This window comes from Planktothricoides sp. SR001 (assembly GCF_001276715.1).
In the GTDB taxonomy this organism is placed as follows: domain Bacteria; phylum Cyanobacteriota; class Cyanobacteriia; order Cyanobacteriales; family Laspinemataceae; genus Planktothricoides; species Planktothricoides raciborskii.
The window spans coordinates 1-18,738 of the sequence record NZ_LIUQ01000027.1 but is presented as its reverse complement, the minus strand read 5'-3'; the positions used below and the strand labels follow the sequence as shown (position 1 = coordinate 18,738).

At 44.1% G+C, this 18,738-nt stretch carries 16 protein-coding genes; 10 read left to right on the top strand and 6 right to left on the bottom strand.

Annotated elements, in window-relative coordinates; all coding sequences use genetic code 11:
• Positions 1–121: 121 nt before the first annotated feature.
• From AM228_RS16290 to AM228_RS16280, 3 genes are all read right to left on the bottom strand, one after another.
• Positions 122–316, bottom strand: a complete 195-nt coding sequence (locus AM228_RS16290; RefSeq protein ID WP_054467151.1) for an NAD(P)H dehydrogenase subunit NdhS — start codon at positions 314–316, stop codon at positions 122–124.
• 129 nt (positions 317–445) lie between these two features.
• Complete coding sequence (gene rodA, locus AM228_RS16285) at positions 446–1,633, bottom strand: rod shape-determining protein RodA (RefSeq protein ID WP_231636831.1); 1,188 nt, start codon at positions 1,631–1,633, stop codon at positions 446–448.
• Between the two features lie 514 nt (positions 1,634–2,147).
• Entirely contained in the window at positions 2,148–3,218 is a 1,071-nt protein-coding gene (locus AM228_RS16280) for an Mrp/NBP35 family ATP-binding protein (protein ID WP_054467149.1), read from the bottom strand.
• A 330-nt stretch (positions 3,219–3,548) separates the two neighbouring features.
• Between AM228_RS16280 and hemF the strand changes: the two genes are divergently transcribed.
• The 6 genes from hemF to psb29 all read left to right on the top strand — a co-directional run bounded on the left by hemF (position 3,549) and on the right by psb29 (position 7,835).
• The gene (hemF, locus tag AM228_RS16275) at positions 3,549–4,601 is read left to right on the top strand and encodes an oxygen-dependent coproporphyrinogen oxidase (RefSeq protein ID WP_054467148.1); all 1,053 of its coding nucleotides are present in this window, start codon (positions 3,549–3,551) and stop codon (positions 4,599–4,601) included.
• Positions 4,602–4,651: 50 nt separating this feature from the next.
• Positions 4,652–5,251 carry an IS607 family transposase gene (locus AM228_RS16270; protein WP_054467147.1) on the top strand — a complete coding sequence of 200 codons (600 nt, stop codon included), beginning with the start codon at positions 4,652–4,654 and terminating at the stop codon, positions 5,249–5,251.
• Positions 5,154–5,960 carry a helix-turn-helix domain-containing protein gene (locus AM228_RS36835; protein ID WP_354634811.1) on the top strand — a complete coding sequence of 269 codons (807 nt, stop codon included), beginning with the start codon at positions 5,154–5,156 and terminating at the stop codon, positions 5,958–5,960. The genes AM228_RS16270 and AM228_RS36835 overlap by 98 nt, the downstream gene beginning before the upstream one ends.
• 34 nt (positions 5,961–5,994) lie before the next feature.
• The gene (locus tag AM228_RS35335) at positions 5,995–6,318 is read left to right on the top strand and encodes a transposase (protein WP_231636829.1); all 324 of its coding nucleotides are present in this window, start codon (positions 5,995–5,997) and stop codon (positions 6,316–6,318) included.
• A gap of 66 nt (positions 6,319–6,384) precedes the next feature.
• Positions 6,385–6,753 carry an STAS domain-containing protein gene (locus AM228_RS16260; protein WP_054467146.1) on the top strand — a complete coding sequence of 123 codons (369 nt, stop codon included), beginning with the start codon at positions 6,385–6,387 and terminating at the stop codon, positions 6,751–6,753.
• 305 nt (positions 6,754–7,058) lie between these two features.
• Positions 7,059–7,835: a photosystem II biogenesis protein Psp29 gene (gene psb29 / locus AM228_RS16255; RefSeq protein ID WP_255353209.1), complete on the top strand. Its 777-nt coding sequence runs from the start codon at positions 7,059–7,061 to the stop codon at positions 7,833–7,835.
• A 130-nt stretch (positions 7,836–7,965) separates the two neighbouring features.
• Here the strand turns inward: psb29 and tsaB are convergent, their stop codons facing one another.
• Positions 7,966–8,685 carry a tRNA (adenosine(37)-N6)-threonylcarbamoyltransferase complex dimerization subunit type 1 TsaB gene (gene tsaB / locus AM228_RS16250; RefSeq protein ID WP_054467145.1) on the bottom strand — a complete coding sequence of 240 codons (720 nt, stop codon included), beginning with the start codon at positions 8,683–8,685 and terminating at the stop codon, positions 7,966–7,968.
• A 228-nt stretch (positions 8,686–8,913) separates the two neighbouring features.
• Here tsaB and AM228_RS16245 point away from each other — a divergent pair, with 228 nt between their 5' ends.
• The 4 genes from AM228_RS16245 (at position 8,914) to AM228_RS16230 (ending at position 14,689) form a co-directional block, all read left to right on the top strand.
• Entirely contained in the window at positions 8,914–9,876 is a 963-nt protein-coding gene (locus tag AM228_RS16245) for a 3'(2'),5'-bisphosphate nucleotidase (protein ID WP_054467144.1), read from the top strand.
• A gap of 390 nt (positions 9,877–10,266) precedes the next feature.
• Positions 10,267–11,970, top strand: a complete 1,704-nt coding sequence (locus tag AM228_RS16240) for a methyltransferase domain-containing protein (RefSeq protein ID WP_054467143.1) — start codon at positions 10,267–10,269, stop codon at positions 11,968–11,970.
• 152 nt (positions 11,971–12,122) lie between these two features.
• Complete coding sequence (locus AM228_RS16235; RefSeq protein WP_054467142.1) at positions 12,123–13,823, top strand: methyltransferase domain-containing protein; 1,701 nt, start codon at positions 12,123–12,125, stop codon at positions 13,821–13,823.
• Between the two features lie 5 nt (positions 13,824–13,828).
• Positions 13,829–14,689 carry a hypothetical protein gene (locus tag AM228_RS16230; RefSeq protein ID WP_054467141.1) on the top strand — a complete coding sequence of 287 codons (861 nt, stop codon included), beginning with the start codon at positions 13,829–13,831 and terminating at the stop codon, positions 14,687–14,689.
• Between the two features lie 88 nt (positions 14,690–14,777).
• On the opposite strand, the gene AM228_RS16225 is transcribed toward AM228_RS16230, so the two are convergent.
• The gene (locus tag AM228_RS16225; protein WP_054467140.1) at positions 14,778–17,327 is read right to left on the bottom strand and encodes a DNA translocase FtsK; all 2,550 of its coding nucleotides are present in this window, start codon (positions 17,325–17,327) and stop codon (positions 14,778–14,780) included.
• Between the two features lie 104 nt (positions 17,328–17,431).
• A complete protein-coding gene (locus AM228_RS16220) occupies positions 17,432–18,526 on the bottom strand; it encodes a hypothetical protein (protein ID WP_054467139.1) in 1,095 nt (364 codons plus the stop codon).
• Positions 18,527–18,738: the final 212 nt, after the last annotated feature.

Genomic DNA, 18,738 nt, shown 5'->3' with positions numbered 1-18,738 from the left:
CCACTGTTGCCTGTTCCCTGTTCCCTGTTCCCTATTTGTTGGTTGTTGATTGTTGTTTGTTGGTTGTTAATCAAATAACAAATAACAAATAACAATCAACAATCAACAGTCAACAATTAATTTACTTTCCTTTACTCGTGGTAGTTGCGTCTACCAGTTCCAACTCAGACAAGCGAAAAGTGACTAACTTATCCCAGTTGCCACCTTCAAACAGCACTGCCACCTTACCATCGGTAATTCGTTGAACTTGTCCTTGAAAACCATAGTAAGTGTCATTGATATTTTTAATACGAACCGCAGATCCGGGCAGAATCATAATTTCTTCAAAGGAATGATGGACATTTACCTAGTTTACAGCTAGGGCGAAAGCCCTGCCCTGAAAAATTGTTGGATATTAACAGGGACAGACCCAGCAACCGGATTTCTAATATCAAGTGTTACGACTCTAATATCGCGATCGCTTCTTGGGACGTTGCCGCGCCACTGACTGCACAATCCCGATCGCCATAAAATTAGTCAACAAAGCCGAACGCCCATAACTGATCCAAGGCAAAGGAATCCCAGTCACCGGGGCCAAACCAATGGTCATGCCCAAGTTCACCACCAATTGGAACACAATCATGGCCAGAGTGCCAATACAGATCAAAGATCCAAAATTATCTGGGGCTGTACTGGCTACGATCACCAAACGCAGGCAAAACAGCCAAAACAGAACAATCAAACAGACCGCGCCCACAAAACCAAACTCTTCGCCGATCGCCGAAAAGATAAAATCCGTATGTTGTTCGGGAATAAAAGACCCTTGGGTTTGAGTCCCCTGATACAATCCGCGGCCCCAGAGTTGTCCCGAACCAATGGCAATCCGAGATTGAATCAAGTGATAGCCACCGCCGAGGGGATCTTTTTCTGGAGCCAAAAATAAAATCAAGCGATCGCGCTGATAGTCCTTCAGCAAACCCCACAATATTACTCCCAGTTCACTGCAAATCACATTGATCGCCGTAGCCAGCAAACTGCTAATCCAACGCCAAGGCAAAGTAAACCAAGCCACAACCCCCATCAGGTTCACCCAAACCAACCATCCGGGAAAATAGACCCCAAACAAAATAGCCGACACCAAAGGCGAAACCATCAGCACCACCCAACCGAGTTTAGCGTTTCCCCAATAGAGCATGGCCAAGATAATCGCACCAAAAACCAAGGAAGTTCCCAAATCCGGCTGGATAAATACCAACAACCAAGGAAAGGCGGTAATCGAAAGACTTTTGACAATTGCTGGGATATTTTCAGCCGTCTTTTGTTCCAGGAGAGCCGCTAGGGTAATAATCATCCCTAACTTAGCAAATTCCGAGGGCTGAATATTAAATCCGCCAATGGTAATCCAGCGTTGCGCCCCCAATGCCGTAGTGCCGATAAACATCACCAGCAGCAAAGAAATATTCGTGATGCCATAGATCACCCACTTCCAATTCAGGAGATTCTGGTAATTTGATCGGGCAATCATCAACGCCAAACCTAGACCAATGGCACCAACTAAAGTGTGCTGAAACGAGGTTTGATAATCTGGCGTATCCAGTTCCGTACTGTGGATGGCCACTGTACCAACCAGAGTCAGTACAATTGACAGAATCATCAAAAACCAGTCTATATCTTGTAAGGATTTGAGAAATCTGAAGTTAAGCCGACGCTTTGGCTTGCCGAGCCAACTTTTTCCAAGAGAATTGTGCAACATATTTTCGCCCTAGGGGAAAAAGAATCCCTACCCAAAGAACTTAAACCTAAAATATATCACTTAAGATTTTAGTTAGATTTTAGTTAATAATTTCAACAAGGCAATCCAGATTATGTTTTGTTCACCCAATCGGATTTGTGCTTAAATGCTTACGCAATAATCATAAAAAAACCAGAAGTGATATCAATTTCTGGCAATTTCTGGCCAGAAATTGCGATAAATAAATGGCCATTTCTGCAACACAGCGCCCAACCCCCTATTTTTAAGCCATATTTTTAAACCAGGGGAGTTGGGGCAATTGATGAATTGCCCCTATAGGCGATCTGTTTCGCGATCTGAATTTATGGTTGATATAAAACATCTGTAGGGGCAGGTTTAAAACCTGCCCCTACCTGTTTAGTCATTACATTACAGCTTAGGTCAGGGCGGCCACGGAAACTTTCGCCGCAATTTTTTGGGCAATTTCACGCAGTGCCTTAGCCGAAGCGGACTCTGGAGAACCGACGACAATGGGCAATCCGGTATCGCCTCCTTCTCGTAAGCCGATTTCTAAGGGCACACAACCCAGTAAAGACACCCCTAATTCCTGGGAAGTTTTTGCGCCACCGCCAGACCCAAAAATGTCATATTGCTTATCCGGTAAATCTGGGGGAATAAAATAACTCATATTTTCCACAATGCCCAGCACGGGTACATTAAGCTGCTGGAACATTTTTAAGCCTTTCCGCGCATCTAACAAGGCCACGGTTTGTGGGGTACTGACAATGACTGCCCCGGCCATTGGGACAGCCTGCACCATCGTTAATTGAGCATCTCCTGTTCCTGGGGGTAAATCCACAATTAAATAGTCCAGGTCGCCCCACTGCACTTGATAGAGAAACTGGCGAATTACCCCATTTAACATGGGGCCGCGCCAAATCACGGGCTGATCTTTGTCGATCAAAAAGGCCATTGAAACCAATTTCACCCCATGATTAAAGGCGGGTTCGAGCACTTCTCCTTGGGTCCCTTGGCGTACCATGACTTGAGCTTCGCTTAACCCTAACATGGTCGGGGCGTTGGGGCCGTAAATATCCGCGTCCAGTAATCCGACTTTCGCCCCCGCTGCGGCGAGGGATACGGCGACGTTGACGGCGACGGTGCTTTTGCCGACGCCACCTTTGCCACTGGAGATGGCGATAATATTTTTCACCCCATCAATGCCTTGACGGTCTGGCAAGGATTTCTGTTGGGGGGTCTCGGCGGTGACTTCTACGGTGACATCTTTAACCCCTGGTAAGGTACGAACCGCTTTTTGGCAGTCTTCAACGATAAATTCGCGTAATGGACAAGCTGGGGTGGTCAAGACTAAGGTAAAGCTGACTTGACCGTCGATGATTTTGACATTGCGAATCATGTTTAAGTCCACCAAACTTTTTTGCAGTTCGGGGTCTTGAACAGGTTGCAAGACTTCTAACACAGATTTTTCACTCAGTTGTACGGACATAAGGTTCTCCACCCTGGGCAGTTTAATTGTTGGGTAATTTTAGATAAGCAGGGGTCTAGAGAAACTTTCTGGCTAGATTTTGGCTACCCCTGCTCAGGATTGTATGAATTTTTACCTACCTACCAATGTATCTTTTCTTTGCGTATTATGTAGATTTGTGAATCCAAATATAAATATATAGCAATGTAAAGATAAAATTTTAAGAATTCTTAACCACGTTCTCAATTCAGGGCACCTAGCCCATAAAATAGCTTTGTCATCCAGGCCATGTTGTGTCAGAGCATGGGCGCAGTTGTAAAACAGATAGAGGGTACAGGAGGTTTTGTTAGGATGATCATGGTTTCTCCCCAGACTGAGACAGTTCAAAATAAGTTTTTGCCCCCGGAAAACTCCCGCGAACGGGTCAGCCAGTTTATGCGATCGATCCAAGATGATATTTGTCAAGGCTTAACCGAAGTCGATGGCGTTGGCGTATTTAAACAAGATGCTTGGGACCGCCCAGAAGGTGGCGGTGGTCGCTCTAGAGTGATGCGTGATGGGGATGTGTTTGAACAAGGTGGCGTGAACTTTTCCGAAGTCTGGGGACACCAGTTGCCTCCCTCGATTTTAAAACAACGTCCAGAAGCCGAAGGTCACGGTTTTTATGCTACCGGGACTTCGATGGTGTTACACCCCCGCAACCCTTATGTGCCGACGGTACACCTCAACTATCGTTATTTTGAAGCAGGCCCGGTTTGGTGGTTTGGGGGCGGTTTGGATTTAACCCCCTATTATCCTTTTGCTGAAGATGCGGCGCATTTACATAAAACTTTGAAACAAGCTTGTGATGCTCACCACCCAGAGTATTATCAGGTGTTTAAGCATTGGTGCGATGAGTATTTTTATTTGAACCATCGTCAAGAAATGCGTGGGGTGGGCGGGATTTTCTTTGATTACCAAGATGGTCAAGGGGAATTGTATCGTGGGCCACATCCGACGAAGGCTGCTGCTGAGTATAGTAAAAAAATTGGCGCTCCTGAACCTCGCGGCTGGGAAGAGTTGTTTGCTTTTGTCCAAGATTGTGCCAAAGCTTTTTTACCTGCTTATGTGCCGATTGTGCAACGGCGCCGTGGCATGGCTTATGGCGATCGCGAACGGAATTTCCAACTCTATCGTCGGGGTCGTTATGTAGAATTTAACCTGGTGTACGATCGCGGGACAATTTTTGGCCTCCAGACTAATGGCCGCACGGAGTCGATTTTGATGTCTCTGCCTCCCTTGGTACGTTGGGAATATTGCTATGAACCAGAACCCAATACCCCAGAAGCCGAATTAACCGAATTTTTCTTAAAGCCACAAAATTGGGCCGAATGGAGTCAGAGTGATACTACCTCTAAAGGTTAATTAACAGTGCATGATTACCTAACATTTGCTTATATATGCTAATATAGGGTATGAGCTTAGTTCCTCTCCGCGTAGCGGTAAAACGGACGGGCTTGCACCCCAACACACTCCGGAAATATGCAGATCAAGGTCGGATTTACTCAATCAGAAATGCGGCAAATCAACGTCTATTTGACGTTGACAGCTTTATTTACGAGTCAAAGCCTAAGACCGACTATCAGATTTGCTATTGCCGAGTTAGCAGCACTAAGCAGAGAGACGACCTGGATAAACAAGTTGCTTACATGGTCTCCCTGTTCCCAAAAGCCGAAATCATCAAAGATATCGGATCGGGACTCAACTTCAAGCGGAAAGGACTTAAAACCTTACTGGAACGACTTATGCGCCGAGACCAGTTCACGCTTGTTGTTGCCTACCGTGACAGACTGGCAAGATTCGGATTCGAGCTTATTGAGTGGATGGTCGAGCAAAACGGTGGAAAAATCGTGGTTCTCGACAACACTGTTCACAGCCCCGACTCAGAACTTACCGCCGATCTTCTGTCCATCATTCATGTCTTCAGTTGCAGAATGCACGGACTCAGGAAATACGGTCAGAAAATCAAGCAAGATCCGGATCTATCCAAATGCGACTCAAAGAAATCTGATTAGGCAATGGTTTGGGGTATCAAGACTCGTCTTTAATACCACCGTAAAGTACCTCCAGCAGCCTGACACCAAGGCTAACTGGAAAGCCATTAAAGGCGACATATTGAAATCATTGCCAGAGTTTTGCTCTTCCGTGCCTTACCAAATTAAATCGATAGCGGTTAAGGACGCTTGCAAGGCGGTCAGCAATGCTAAAGCGAAGTACAAAAAGACTCTTTGCTGTCAGCAGGTCTCTTTGAGATCCAGAAAGAACCCTTACCAGTCATGCTATATCCCAAAATCTGCCGTTAAGCCTCGGGGCATATACCACACAATTTTGGGTCAACTTGACTATGCAGAAGAGTTGCCGGAAAACTTTGGGGACTGTCGGTTAGTTCGTGTCCGCGGGCAGTATTATCTGTGCGTCCCCTCATCCGGGCCTACCACCCATCAGCCCGACAACCAAGGGCGGGTGGTAGCCTTAGACCCTGGAGTTAGAACATTCCTAACCTTCTTTTCTGAACAGAAAGTCGGGAAGATAGGAGAGTCAGATTTCTCCAGGATTCAACGTCTATGTCATCACCTCGACGATCTGATTTCTCGATTTAGCTGTGTAAGCGCCCCGCAACGGCGGCGGATGAAAAAAGCCGCTGACAGGATCAGGGCGAGGATTCGCAACCTGGTAGATGAATTGCATCCGCATTGCCGCCAGATTTCTGGTAGACAACTTTGATGTAATTCTCCTGCCAACGTTTGAGACTTCAAATATGAGCCGCAAGGCCACAAGAAAAATCCGCTCAAAGACTGTGCGGAATATGCTTTCATTTGGGCATTACCGTTTCGAGCAATTCCTGAAACATAAAGCAACAGAGCGCGGGTCTCTGGTGGTGGATGTCTGTGAAGGGTACACCAGCAAAACGGTTAGCTGGACTGGTGAGATTCGAGCAATTGGCGGGGCGAAAACCATTAAGTCGGATCTTGATGGAAAGGTGATGGATCGAGACGTAAATGGCGCTCGCGGGATATTCTTGCGGGCTTTGGTAGATACGCCCTGGATGCGTGAGCATCTTGCATTTGTTAATGAAAGTTAGCAAAAAGGTATCGGTTAAGCTAAACTGCTGAAGGCAGGTAGGCAATTAGCGTATTAGGGAGGCTCTGTGATCCACATCGAGCAAAAAGAACACACTATCCCAGATGGGACTAAGATAATTGTTTTAGCCCCAACTGGACGGCTGGACATTACCACCGCTTGGCAATTTCGTCTCAAGTTGCAGGAGTGTATTTCTAAACTCAGTCGCCATATTGTCGTGAATTTAGGTCAGGTTAACTTTATTGATAGTTCTGGTCTCACGTCTTTGGTGGCAGGAATGCGAGATGCTGACAAAGTGAAAGGTAGCTTCCGAATTTGTAATGTTCATCCCGAAGCCAAGTTGGTTTTTGAGGTGACTATGATGGATTCCGTGTTTGAAATCTTTGAAACAGAAGAAGAAGCGCTGGACGCTGGCTCAAGTATTGTCGGTGGCTGATAAGGAATTTGGGATTTTGGATTTTCTTAAATAGTCTAAAATCTCAGATTCTTTTTAGCGTTCGCTCAAATCCGGCAAAAAGACGGAAGCGGAAAAGTTGTCTGCGGGGAAAATCTGGCCACGATCGCCAACGATTTGAAGTTTTTAGCGGGCGATCGCCTAGGCCGATGTTTTTTATGTCTGTATTATCGGGCGATTCGCGATCCCAAAGCGATAGCTACGCTTCACGATCTTGATTTCCCTGGACTCGCTGACTATTGTTATCCCTGATTTCGAGAGCGATCCCCATTGATTTTCTTGGCAAAGTGACTCGAACAGTGGACAATGGGATCGCGTCCCTTTTCATAGCCACCAGTGTGAATAATAACGTCCGCACAGTATCAGATACCAAACGCGCCTTTTACACGATGCACTCTCGTCCGCTCAACTCTATCTACAGAAGATTTGTAGAAGAGTTGATGGTGGAGATGCACTTACTCTCGGTCAATGTAGATTTTCGCTATGACCCCATTTATGCCCTGGGGGTCGTGACTTCTTATGACCGTTTTATGCAAGGCTATCGTCCCGAAGCGGATCGGACTTCTATTTTTGATGCCATTTGTCAAGCCGTAGAACAAGATCCTGAGAAATATCGCCAAGATGCTCAAAAATTACAAGAATTTGCCAAAAGTCTCTCCTCGGAGAATTTATTGGCATGGCTGAGTAAAGAAATTAATCTGCCAGAGTCCGGGGAATTCCAAGGGGTTCTCGATGCGATCGCGGCTAATCCTAAATTTAAATACAGTCGTATATTTGCTATTGGTCTATTCAGCATTGTGGAAATAGTCAATCCCGAAATGCTCAAAGACGAAAAGCAGCGCACTCCCGCCTTGGAAAAAATCGCTGCCGCCCTGAAGTTGCCCGCAGACAAAATCACCAAAGACTTGGAATTATATTCCAGCAACTTGGAAAAAATGACCCAAGCAAGGCAAGTAATGCAGGATATCCTGGCAGCGGACAAGAAAAAACGAGAACAGCGGGAAAAAGAAAAAGCCGCAGCGACTAATTCTGCCAATAGCACCGATGAATCGAGTGCCAATTAATTAATTAATATTTAATTAATATTTAATTAATATTAATTAATCGCGGATTAATCGCGGGCTATTTTCCTTTCCGAAAAGTATCGCAACTGGCGAAAAGCTGATACAGCATTTTTATTTTTCTCTGGAAGCTTTACAAAGCAACCGGATGTTGACCGTAAAATGGCAGGGCATCTGACCAGTGAGGTCGTTTGCCCTGTTGCCACTCCAAATCCGCAAGTTGCAGGATGGTGGCAACGGAGGCACCAGAACCGGGCGGAAGGGAAATCTTTTGATCCAGGTGATGCCATTGACTCAAGGTTTCTTGCCATGCTTCCGGGGTCATCACCGTATCGTCTAAAAGTGCCTCTATGCCCTGAGAATTTACCCTATAAATGGCCACAAATAATTCACCCCGTTGGGCGGGCATTTGTACGGCTATGGCGCATCCGCGCCGCTTCGCGATCGCCAGATCGCTTTTCTCCCTCCCCATGTTTTTCTCCTCTGTCACCGATAACTGAGGCAATTCTGCGGCGCTGGTGGGGATGGGATGCAAGGTGGGATGCACCGCAGACCAAGCCACCGCCGCTAATGTGGAAATCGCAAATAAAGGTATTTCTAATTGCTGGGCCAGAGTTCTGGCTGTCACTACACCAATCCGAGTCCCGGTAAAACCTCCCGGCCCTTTGGCGACGGCAAGCCACTGGAAATCTTGCCAGGGTTGCGGCTGGATAAACTCAGCCAGACATTGATGCATTAAGGTGGATAGTTCCTGTCCTAAGTTCCAAGTTTGACAGCGAAAATCTTCCCGAAAATCGCTGAGACATAAGCCTAGTTCGGCAGTCGTTGTATTGATGGCGAGAGAATATTTCATGGGGAATGCAGTGGCGACCAAAGTTATACAAACAGAGGAGAGAGAAGAGAGAAGAGAGAAAAGAGATTTTTCCTCCTGCCTCTTTCATCAGCATCCTCTTTCCTCAATTATGTGGATTTGCTAAGGTAATGAGGGCTTATTTGAACGAGAATTCTCTTGATCGGTGCGGATGCACTTTAAATAAAGAGAAAATTTTTTAACTCTTCCAATCCAACCTAATTATCTATTATGACTTACGCAAAAGAAAAAGAAGTAGCGATCGCCGCCGCAACCGCAGCGGCAAAACTCTGCGAACAAGTCCGGGCGGATATTCCCCAGGCGATCGAAAAAAAAGATAAAAGCCCCGTGACCGTGGCGGATTTTGGCGCCCAGGCGATTATTTGTCAAGCTTTGGCGGCAGCATTTCCCGACGATCCGGTGGTGGGAGAAGAAGATGCCAAAGAATTACGCAAACCAGAAATGGCGGAAACTTTAACCAAAGTAACCCATTATGTCCAGGCATTGTCACCGGATGCCACCCCAGAAGATGTGACTCGTTGGATCGATCATGGCAATGGTCAAGTTTCATCTCGCTATTGGACTTTGGATCCGATTGATGGCACAAAAGGATTTTTGCGTCAGGATCAATATGCGGTGGCTTTAGCTTTGGTCGAAAATGGCGAGGTGAAAGTGGGGGTTTTGGCTTGTCCGGCGATGCCCTTGGATGGGGGACAAACCGGGGCGCTTTATGTGGCAGTCCGGGGTGAGGGGGCGACAATGGTTCCCCTGTCCGGAGGTGAACCCCAACGGTTGCAGGTGGTGATGGCAGATGATGTGGCTAATTTCCGATTTGTGGAAAGTGTGGAAGCTGCCCACGGCGACCAGTCTAAGCAAAATGCGATCGCGCAAGCAGTGGGGATTACTACGGAGTCATTCCGAGTGGATTCTCAGGCGAAATATGGCATTGTGGCTTCCGGGAAAGCGGCGTTATATTTGCGGTTGCCTTCGCCCAAATATCCCGATTATCGGGAGAATATTTGGGATCATGCCGCAGGGGCGATCGTGGTGGAAGAAGCCGGTGGTCGAGTCTCGGATATGTATGGTCAGCCTTTGAATTTTGCTGAAGGCAGCAAGATGATGAATAACCGGGGGATCGTAGTGAGTAATGGCACGATTCACGATCAAGTAATTGCGGCTTTGGCTGAGAATTAAATCTCGAGAATAATTAACAATGTTGTTTGTTGTTGGTTGTTGGGTAGGGATTCTTTTGTTGTTGGTTTTTGGGTAGGGATTCTTTTGTTGTTGGGTAGGGATTCTTTTGTTATGGCGTATTTTTTGGTCAAAAATTAACAAATATCCCACAAAAAATACCCAATAAAAATAACACTTGTCATCCAAAAAAAACACTGAAAATAATTCACATTTTTTTTGTTTGTTGATTGTTATTGGTTATTTGTTATATTTTTAAACAACCAACAACAAAAGAATCCCTACCCAACAATCAACAATCAACAATCAACAACCAACAACCACCAACCAACAACCAACAACCACCAACCAACAATCAACAACCACCAACCAACAACCAACAACAATTATCAAATGAATGCTGCTAATTTAGATTACTACGATCGCATCAACCCCACCTTACTCAAACTGCTACCCGGTGATGCCCAAGTCATCGTGGAAGTGGGTTGTGGCGCTGGGGCATTAGGTCAGGAATATAAGCGGGTTAATCCTCATGGTCAATATATTGGCATAGAAATTAATCTCCAAGCGGCGGAAATTGCCGCCACCAGAATTGACCGAGTAATTGTCAGCAATGCCGAAAATCTGGAAACAGATATTAACATTCCCCAGGGGACTGTTGATTGTTTGGTTTATGGGGATGTTCTGGAACATACGATCGACCCTTGGATGACCCTGAAACACCATTGTCAATGGTTAAAAGATGATGGTCAAATCCTCGCTTGTATTCCTAATATTCAACATTGGCGATCGCTGGCCCGTCTTTTAGCGGGACAATGGGAATACCAAGACGAAGGCATCTTAGACCGCACTCACCTGCATTTTTTTACCTTAGATAGTATTAAACAACTATTTATGCAAGCGGGATTACAAATCGATGAAATTCAAACCATTGGACGCAAAGCGGAAGAATATCATCGATTTCAAAAACTTATGTCGCCCGTGGTTCAAGCATTAGGGATTAATTCAGGAATATTTGCCACAGAAACCGGGGCTTTTCAATATATAATTCGCGCTACAAAATCCTCCCAACCGCCCCGGCGATTACTGATTCAAACTAATATGATGGGTTCGTGGCCAGTTTATAGAATTAGAGTAATTGAACCCGATGCTTTAACCCGGACAATTCCCGGAGTTAGAACGGTGGCAACGGTGAAAACTGCTGATTTAAATATTGCCCTACCTCAAGAAGAAAAAGTGTTTATTTGGCAGCGGTCAATGCTGAGTTATCCCGGCGACATTCCTAAAATTAAAGCCTTACTAGAACGAGATTATTTAATTGTCGCCGAAACCGATGACGATCCCTTATGGCGTCCCGAATATGCCCAGGGTCAGTTTTTTAATTTCCGGGGTTGTCACTGTGTCCAAACTTCTACGGAAACATTGGGAGAATATTTGCGCCAATTTAATCCTAATGTAGCAGTTTTTCCTAATCAGTTGCCCTATTTGCCCGAACCACGGATTTACCCTGAAGATAATTCGGTAACGATATTTTTTGGGGCATTTCGTCGAGAAGAGGATTGGCAACTGATTATGCCAGCAATTAATCGCCTGGTGCAAAAATATCAAGATCGGCTTCGTTTCCAGGTAATTTATGATGAGCAATTTTTTGAGGCATTGCCGACCACGCAAAAACAATTTGAACCCATTTGTCCTTATGAGCGATATCAAGAAATTTTAAGAACTTGTGATATTGCCTTGTTACCTTTAAATCCAACTCGCTTTAATCAGATGAAATCGGATCTGAAGTTTATTGAATGTGCTGGACATGGGGTGACAGTGTTGGCAAGTCCGACGGTGTATGAAAAAACAATCGTTGAAGGGAAAACCGGGTTAATTTATCGATCGCCTGAAGATTTTGCCCTGAAGTTAGAAGAGTTAATTGTTAATATTCAATTGCGGCGAACTTTGGCGGCAAATGCTTATGAGTGGGTGTCTCATAATCGCTTACTTTCCCAACATTATCGTCAACGGCGCGATTGGTATGTCCAAATGCGCGATCGCCTGCCGGAATTAAATCAACAATTGCGCGATCGCTTTCCAGAGTTGTTTGTTTAGAAAAAGCGGAGGGGCGGAGGGGCCCGCCGTCGGCAGGGGAGAAAAGGATCCTTTGTTGTTGGCGGTTTCGTTGAAAAATGACAAAGGACAAATGACCATCGGGTTGAATCGTTATAAAATCTAACATATGAGAATTAAATCACTCTAAAAATATGGATCGAACACAAAAAGTCAATCTGGATTTGCTGAAACTGATTCCAGCAGATGCGAATATTATTCTGGAATTTGGCTGTGGTACGGGGGAAACTGGGGCAGAGTATAAACGGATTAATCCGAATTGCTTGTATGTTGGCATTGACCAAAATGCTGACCAAGCCAAAATCGCCGAGCAAAAATTTGATATGGTGATCGCCACTGATTTAGATAGTCTGGATTTATCTACCACGGAAATCACCGATGGCACCGTTGACTGTATTATTTTCAATGATATTTTTCCGCAAGTGATTAATCCTTGGGATATCCTCAAGCAATCGGTCAATTGGCTGAAACCCGATGGTCAAGTTTTGGCGAATATTCCTAATACCCAACATTGGCATCGGATTGTTAAACTCCTGCGAGGAAAATGGGAACCGGAAGAGAATCAAACGATCGCCGGGAAATCGCCTTTACCGTTGCGCTTTTTCACCTTAGAAAGTATTAAGCAACTATTCACTCAAGCGGGATTATATCTCTACGAAATTCAGACTAAAGGCCAAAGCACAGCCGAATTTGAGAAGTTTCAACAAATTATGGCACCTGCTTTACAAGGGTTGGGCATTTCAGCGGCTACGTTTGCCACCCAAACTAAAGCTACTCAATATATAGTCCGAGCCAGCAAATCTCCAGAAGCACCCAGAAGATTGCTGATTCAAACTATTTTAATGGCTCCTACTGCGTGCGATCGCGTCCGAGTCTTAGAACCCGATCGCCTCAGCGCCACAATTCCCGGAGTTCGCACCATCTCCAGCGTCAAATCAGCGGATTTAAATGTCCCATTAGCTGGGGAAGAAAAAGTATTTATTTGGCAGCGCACCATTATGAGTTATCCCGACTACCTGCCAAAACTCAGACATCTCTTGCAAAAGGGTTACTTAATCGTGGCGGAAATTGATGATGACCCCCTACGACGACCGGAATATGCCCAAAATCGGTTTCTCAGTTACCGAGGTTGCCACTGTGTCCAAACTTCCACCGAACTCCTCGCGGACTATTTGCGGCAACATAATCCTCATGTGGCGGTCTTCCAAAATCAGCTTGCCTATTTGCCCGCACCCCGCACCTACTCCAAAGACACTGTAACGATCTTTTTTGGGGCATTAAACCGAGAAGCAGATTGGCAACCTATAATGCCAGCCTTAAATCGGGTATTAGCCCAGCATTCGCCACAAGTAAAAGTCAAAGTGCTCCATGACCAACAATTTTTTGAGGCTTTGGCAATTCCTAATAAAGAATTTGAGCCATTTTGTGCTTATGAGCGATATCAAGAAATTCTTCATACTTGTGATATTGCTTTGTTGCCCCTCAATTTTAACCGGGTTAACAGCATGAAATCTGACCTCAAGTTTATTGAATGTGCCGGTCATGGGGTGGCAGTATTGGCTAGTCCGACGGTCTATGAAAACAGTATTATTGAAGGAAAAACCGGATTTATTTTTCGATCGCCTGAAGAGTTTGAACTGAAGCTAGAAAAACTGATTAAAAACCCTGAAATGCGACAATATTTAGCCAGCAATGCTTATGAATGGGTGGCTAAAAATCGCCTGCTTTCTCAGCATTACCGCCAACGGTTCGACTGGTATTGTGAAATGCGCGATCGCCTACCGGAATTAAACCAAGAATTGCGCGTCAGGGTTCCAGAGTTGTTTATTGATTAAAAACTATGAAAATTCTCTTTACCATTGCTCATTACTTCAACTCGGAAGGCGGCGGAAAACATGGTTCTCTCTCTAAAGATCCTCGACCTCGGATTACCGCTTTAACCAATTGCTTAACCAATTTACGGGGAGTATTTAGTCAATCTCAATGCCTGATTGATATTGCTCAATGTGTGGCTTTGCCGGTGAATGAACCGCAAGCATCAGATGTTGATATTGTCGTTTGTACCACCCAAAATCGTCATGTTTTAGACCAACTGCCAATCCCGAAAAATTTCTATCATCATTATCCCACTAATGCGGAACCGATGATGTTAGCATTTGAATGTCAAGCCCTGTTGCGCGATCGCCTCGGTTACTATGACTATTATTGTTATTTAGAAGATGATTTAGTCTTGCGTGACCCTTGGTTTTTCATTAAATTAAATTGGTTTACCAAACAAGCAGGCGATCGCAATCTGCTCCAACCGAATCGCTATGAAATCGGCGCCTTAAACCCCATCACTAAAGCTTATGTAGATGGAGACATCATTTCCCAAGCCACGGAGCAATTTCAAAATGTGCAAGAAAAACCAGAACTCAAGGGATTTATTATGGAACAGCCGGTGCTATTTCGTCGCGCCCTCAACCCCCATTCTGGCTGTTATTTTTTAAATGCCAAACAAATGGCTTATTGGGCACAACAACCATATTTTTTAGATCGAGATTGTCGATTTATTGGCCCATTAGAAAGTGCAGCAACCTTGGGAATTATGAAAACTTTTAGGATTTATAAACCGGCTGACCCATTGGGTTTCCTGGAAATTCAGCATTTCGGTAATGCGTTTTTATCTTTAATTGGTAATCAAGTCCGCTTGCCCTCTTAAATGCAGATTTCGCGGTAAGGGTCTAACTTTTGACCCTTACATTTTACCCTAACAGCCAATAACCAATTAAATGACTATTTAAACTAGATTAAATCTGAAAATTTGCCGCGAATAAACTTTGTAATCGCTGCAACTGTGCGCCTACTTGATATAGTAAATCCCCTTTACCTAATAAATAAGCCGCCGCCGTTTGTTTCCCTCCTAATATAATCATAGAATCCGCTTCACTGGCAGTCCGCAGGGCAACTCGTCCGGGTAAATTTGAGCGAATAATCGGGGTGACAACTTTCGCTTCTGGCCGTTGAGTGGCAATAATTAAATGGATGCCCGCCGCCCTAGCCATTGCCCCTAATCTTTTAATACTTAATTCTAATTCACTACGGGTTTCTTTTTCAGCCATAAAGTCAGCATACTCGTCAAAAATGCAAACAATTCTCGGTAACTGCTGATTAGTTTTTTTCTGATTATAACTTTGAATATCGGCACAACCAGCCAACTCAAAACGCTGATAACGCGATTCCATTTCCGCCACTAATTCAGTCATTAACTCTATGGCAGCTTCGCTATCTTTGACTACAGGAGAATATAACCATCGCATCTGGGCAAATTCGGGAAATGTCACCCGTTTGGGGTCAACTAAGGCAATTTTTAACTGGTCAGGAGAATGGCGATAAAGTAAAGATAATAACAGCGATCGCAGAAACTCACTTTTGCCGCTGCCTGTGGTTCCCCCCACCAAAAAATGACAAGTATTGGGGTCAGATAAATCCGCTTCAATTAGCTGACCATCTAAATCAATACCAATGGCAATTTTCACCTCCGCATCAATAGGATTTTGCTGCTGTTGAATATAACTTTCAAACTGGGCTACTTGGCGATCGCTGCGGGGCAAGTCCACACTCACATAACCGGCTTGTGGGGATATCATCGGGGGAAAATTAATCCCCAATTGCACTTGTAAATCCGCCGATAATTTGACTAAACCAGCCACTTTTACCCCCAGATGCGGTTTCAGTTTTACTCTAATAAATGCTGGTCCTACCGCAGCCCCTAAATAATCGACGCCTATTTTAAAAGATGCCAAAGTTTTGATTAATTGTTGGGCAATATTTTCCTCTATCCCCCCCTTTTTAAGGGGAGTTTGGGGGGGATTGCTCACTTTTTGAATAGAAAATTGGGCGGGATTTTCTGCAAAAAAACTCTGACATTTATTCCGCTGAGAACAAATCTCACAAAGTTGCGACTGAGGAGTCGGAGGTGGAGGATTCGGTTGTGGCGGTTCCCAGATTAACCATTGCCGCATTTGGGCTAATTTATGGGGAATAAGCTGGTGAAATTTTGCTTCTAATTCTTCCCAAGAAAACAGCAATTCTTTAAATTCTGGCAGAACGCAATAAACCGCAGAGTCTATCGGCTGTTTTTTCTCTTGGAATAACATATAACTGTATAAAGCAACTTGGGCTAATTGCGCCGTTAAATCTGCCGGTTGATATGTTTTATATTCCACCACACAAAGGCGATCGCCCTTCAAAATTAAACTATCTAATTGTCCCTTAACCAGTTGTTTTGTTCCATCCGGTAATTGAAATAAATGCTGAATAGTCAATTCTTGACTCACAAAAGTTTGATTAATCACCTGTTCAGCAGAATAATCACGTCGATTTGCCACTAAAATTTCCGCATAGCGACGAATTAGTCCTTGTAATCCTTGCCAAATTTGATTTAATGTGGCGATTTTTTTCGGTTCTTGGGCGATCGCATTTTGCAGATAGGGCAAAAAGACCAACTCATAAAAAAGCTGTTGCATCTGAAGCGCCACAGTTTTGGGGTTAATCTGGTCAATGGGCAAATTTAAACTATCTTGAAACCGAGGGTTTTCCTGAATTAAAAGAGTAAATTTTTTCGCTAAATCGTGAAAAGGGTTGCCAATGCCTCCCATTTCATTGGGGGGTAAAAATAGGGTCATTCCTCCAAACCGCTGACCCAAGTAAAATAACCGAGGACATTCAAAGGCAACTCGTAAATCTGTGGCAGTCAAAGCCGTTGATGCTGCTGATTTTTCTTGAGGCATAAAGTTCTCCTGATAATTCGGATGTTCTGGTTTTAATTTATGCAGTAAATACTGATGAACTTGCGACAGATAAACCACATCCATTTTAGCATAATTTAGTTGTGCTTGACTCAGGGGACGCTGACCCCAGTCGCTAGTTTGTGATTCGGGGTGAATATCCGCAAAATGGCACAGTTCGGCGGCTAAAGTTTTGAGTTTTAAATTGGTCACTCCTAGGCGATTGCGGCCAATTTTTTTCGCCATTTTTAAAGTACAAGTCACATTCTTGGCTTGCGATTTGCCCAAAAATTTTAAATCATAGCTGGCATTATGAAACACCTTTTCAATTCTCTGATTGACCATAATTTGCTGAATAAAATATGTCACCAAATCTGGTCGATCCAATACATCTAGTATATAGCCATTTTTCCCAGTCAAGTCCGCGCGATCACTCAATACTTGAATCAAAGATAGTCGGGGTTTCTGTGTCTGCCAATCAGCCACTTCTGTATCAGCCCAGATAATTTTTGAGTGGGTTAATTCCCTAATCAACTGTTGAATATCTTGGGCATTTTGCCAATAAACCATTAGTCGAAAAAAATGAATAATTGATTATTTACGTTTAAATATTTAGCCAAAACCGGGTTTTAAATTAAGCTAAATTAAGTTCAAATAACCCGGTTTTTTAATCTCTATACGGCAGATTTAGGCACCCAAAAAATAAATTGATCAGCCCGGTTTGTCCCCGGATCGGAAACCTGAATTTTTTGCTCGTCTACCAATTCACAAATCAATTGATTAATGGTTTCTGGAGTCAGCCGCATATCAAAAGTCAGCATATTATTTTCTAAAATAGACCGCCCCAAAAGTTGCTGAGTTTCTACTAAACTCAACATATATTTCTTGGCTTTGAGTAATTGTTCGTCTTTGGGGTTCACCAAGTCTGGTTGCTTGCTTTGAGTTTGGGCAAAAATTCCTAAATCTTGTAATAATTGACAATCATGCAATATTTTAGCTTCGCGCACAATACTTTGCAGTTCAGGAATATTCGGAGTGCGATCGCCTACCACTAATTCTCCAGCCGCAGCCGCATTAACTAAACTGTGATATGTGGCCAAATAATGCACTGATTCTAGGGAGGGAATAATATGCACATGATGCATCCCGGTAAAAATTTGCTTGTAAAGGGTGTAGCCTTTATTTTGGGCATTTCCCAACCCGGTTTCTCGAATCAGATATAGCTTTTGGCAAAGATTATGGTTAATTGTTTTATGGCAAGCATTCATAAAGTGGAAAAAATTCATCAAATTGCTATCTTCTGTCCAAACTAATCCCACTTTTCCAGAAACTTGGGGCAACTGACAACTCAGGGAAGAATTGTGGTATTTTTCACTGGGTAACAGTCGCGGTTGAATTTTCGCCACCTCCAAAGCTTCCAGGGCTTCTCTTAACATTTGAATCAATTCTGAATTAGAAAAATGGCGAATTTTCAGGATTTTTTCCTGAGTTTTTTTGAATTCATGCTGCCAAAGCAAATTAAAGGCGGCGATCGCGTCTAGCGGTGTTTTTGTTTGCGGTGGTTCTGGTTGGGGATTTGGCTTTACATCAACGGCCAAATTTAACTTATAATTCTGATAGAGTTGGCGGGCAAGCTGTAGGGCATAGCGAGGAAATGTTTTCCCCGCAGGAAATTTTGCTTCCAATACTTGTCGAGTTAAAGGATAAATCGGTGAAGGGGGTTTGGGGCTGGCTTGTTGATGAAAAAAATCTAGCCGTTTTGCCCACAAGCTTTCTGCTTGATCCCAGGTAATTGATTTGAGAGAAACTCCTTTATAAATTCGATCTTGATCCGCTTCCAGAATATTTTTTTTATGTTGTTCCCAGGTATTTTATTAGGGGTCGATGGGGGAATCACTTCCCCCACCTCCCATTCAGAACCCAGCGTGCCACTTTCACGGCACTAGGCTCCTACCTACGTTGACCCCTTACATAGGTACGA

Bases quoted from the DNA above. Each gene is read 5' to 3' on its own strand.
- AM228_RS16290 (WP_054467151.1), bottom strand. From the start codon at position 316: ATGATTCTGCCCGGATCTGCGGTTCGTATTAAAAATATCAATGACACT.
- rodA (WP_231636831.1), bottom strand. From the start codon at position 1,633: ATGATTCTGTCAATTGTACTGACTCTGGTTGGTACAGTGGCCATCCAC.
- AM228_RS16280 (WP_054467149.1), bottom strand. From the start codon at position 3,218: ATGTCCGTACAACTGAGTGAAAAATCTGTGTTAGAAGTCTTGCAACCT.
- hemF (WP_054467148.1), top strand. From the start codon at position 3,549: ATGATCATGGTTTCTCCCCAGACTGAGACAGTTCAAAATAAGTTTTTG.
- AM228_RS16270 (WP_054467147.1), top strand. From the start codon at position 4,652: ATGAGCTTAGTTCCTCTCCGCGTAGCGGTAAAACGGACGGGCTTGCAC.
- AM228_RS36835 (WP_354634811.1), top strand. From the start codon at position 5,154: ATGTCTTCAGTTGCAGAATGCACGGACTCAGGAAATACGGTCAGAAAA.
- AM228_RS35335 (WP_231636829.1), top strand. From the start codon at position 5,995: ATGAGCCGCAAGGCCACAAGAAAAATCCGCTCAAAGACTGTGCGGAAT.
- tsaB (WP_054467145.1), bottom strand. From the start codon at position 8,685: ATGAAATATTCTCTCGCCATCAATACAACGACTGCCGAACTAGGCTTA.
- AM228_RS16245 (WP_054467144.1), top strand. From the start codon at position 8,914: ATGACTTACGCAAAAGAAAAAGAAGTAGCGATCGCCGCCGCAACCGCA.
- AM228_RS16240 (WP_054467143.1), top strand. From the start codon at position 10,267: ATGAATGCTGCTAATTTAGATTACTACGATCGCATCAACCCCACCTTA.
- AM228_RS16235 (WP_054467142.1), top strand. From the start codon at position 12,123: ATGGATCGAACACAAAAAGTCAATCTGGATTTGCTGAAACTGATTCCA.
- AM228_RS16230 (WP_054467141.1), top strand. From the start codon at position 13,829: ATGAAAATTCTCTTTACCATTGCTCATTACTTCAACTCGGAAGGCGGC.
- AM228_RS16225 (WP_054467140.1), bottom strand. From the start codon at position 17,327: ATGGTTTATTGGCAAAATGCCCAAGATATTCAACAGTTGATTAGGGAA.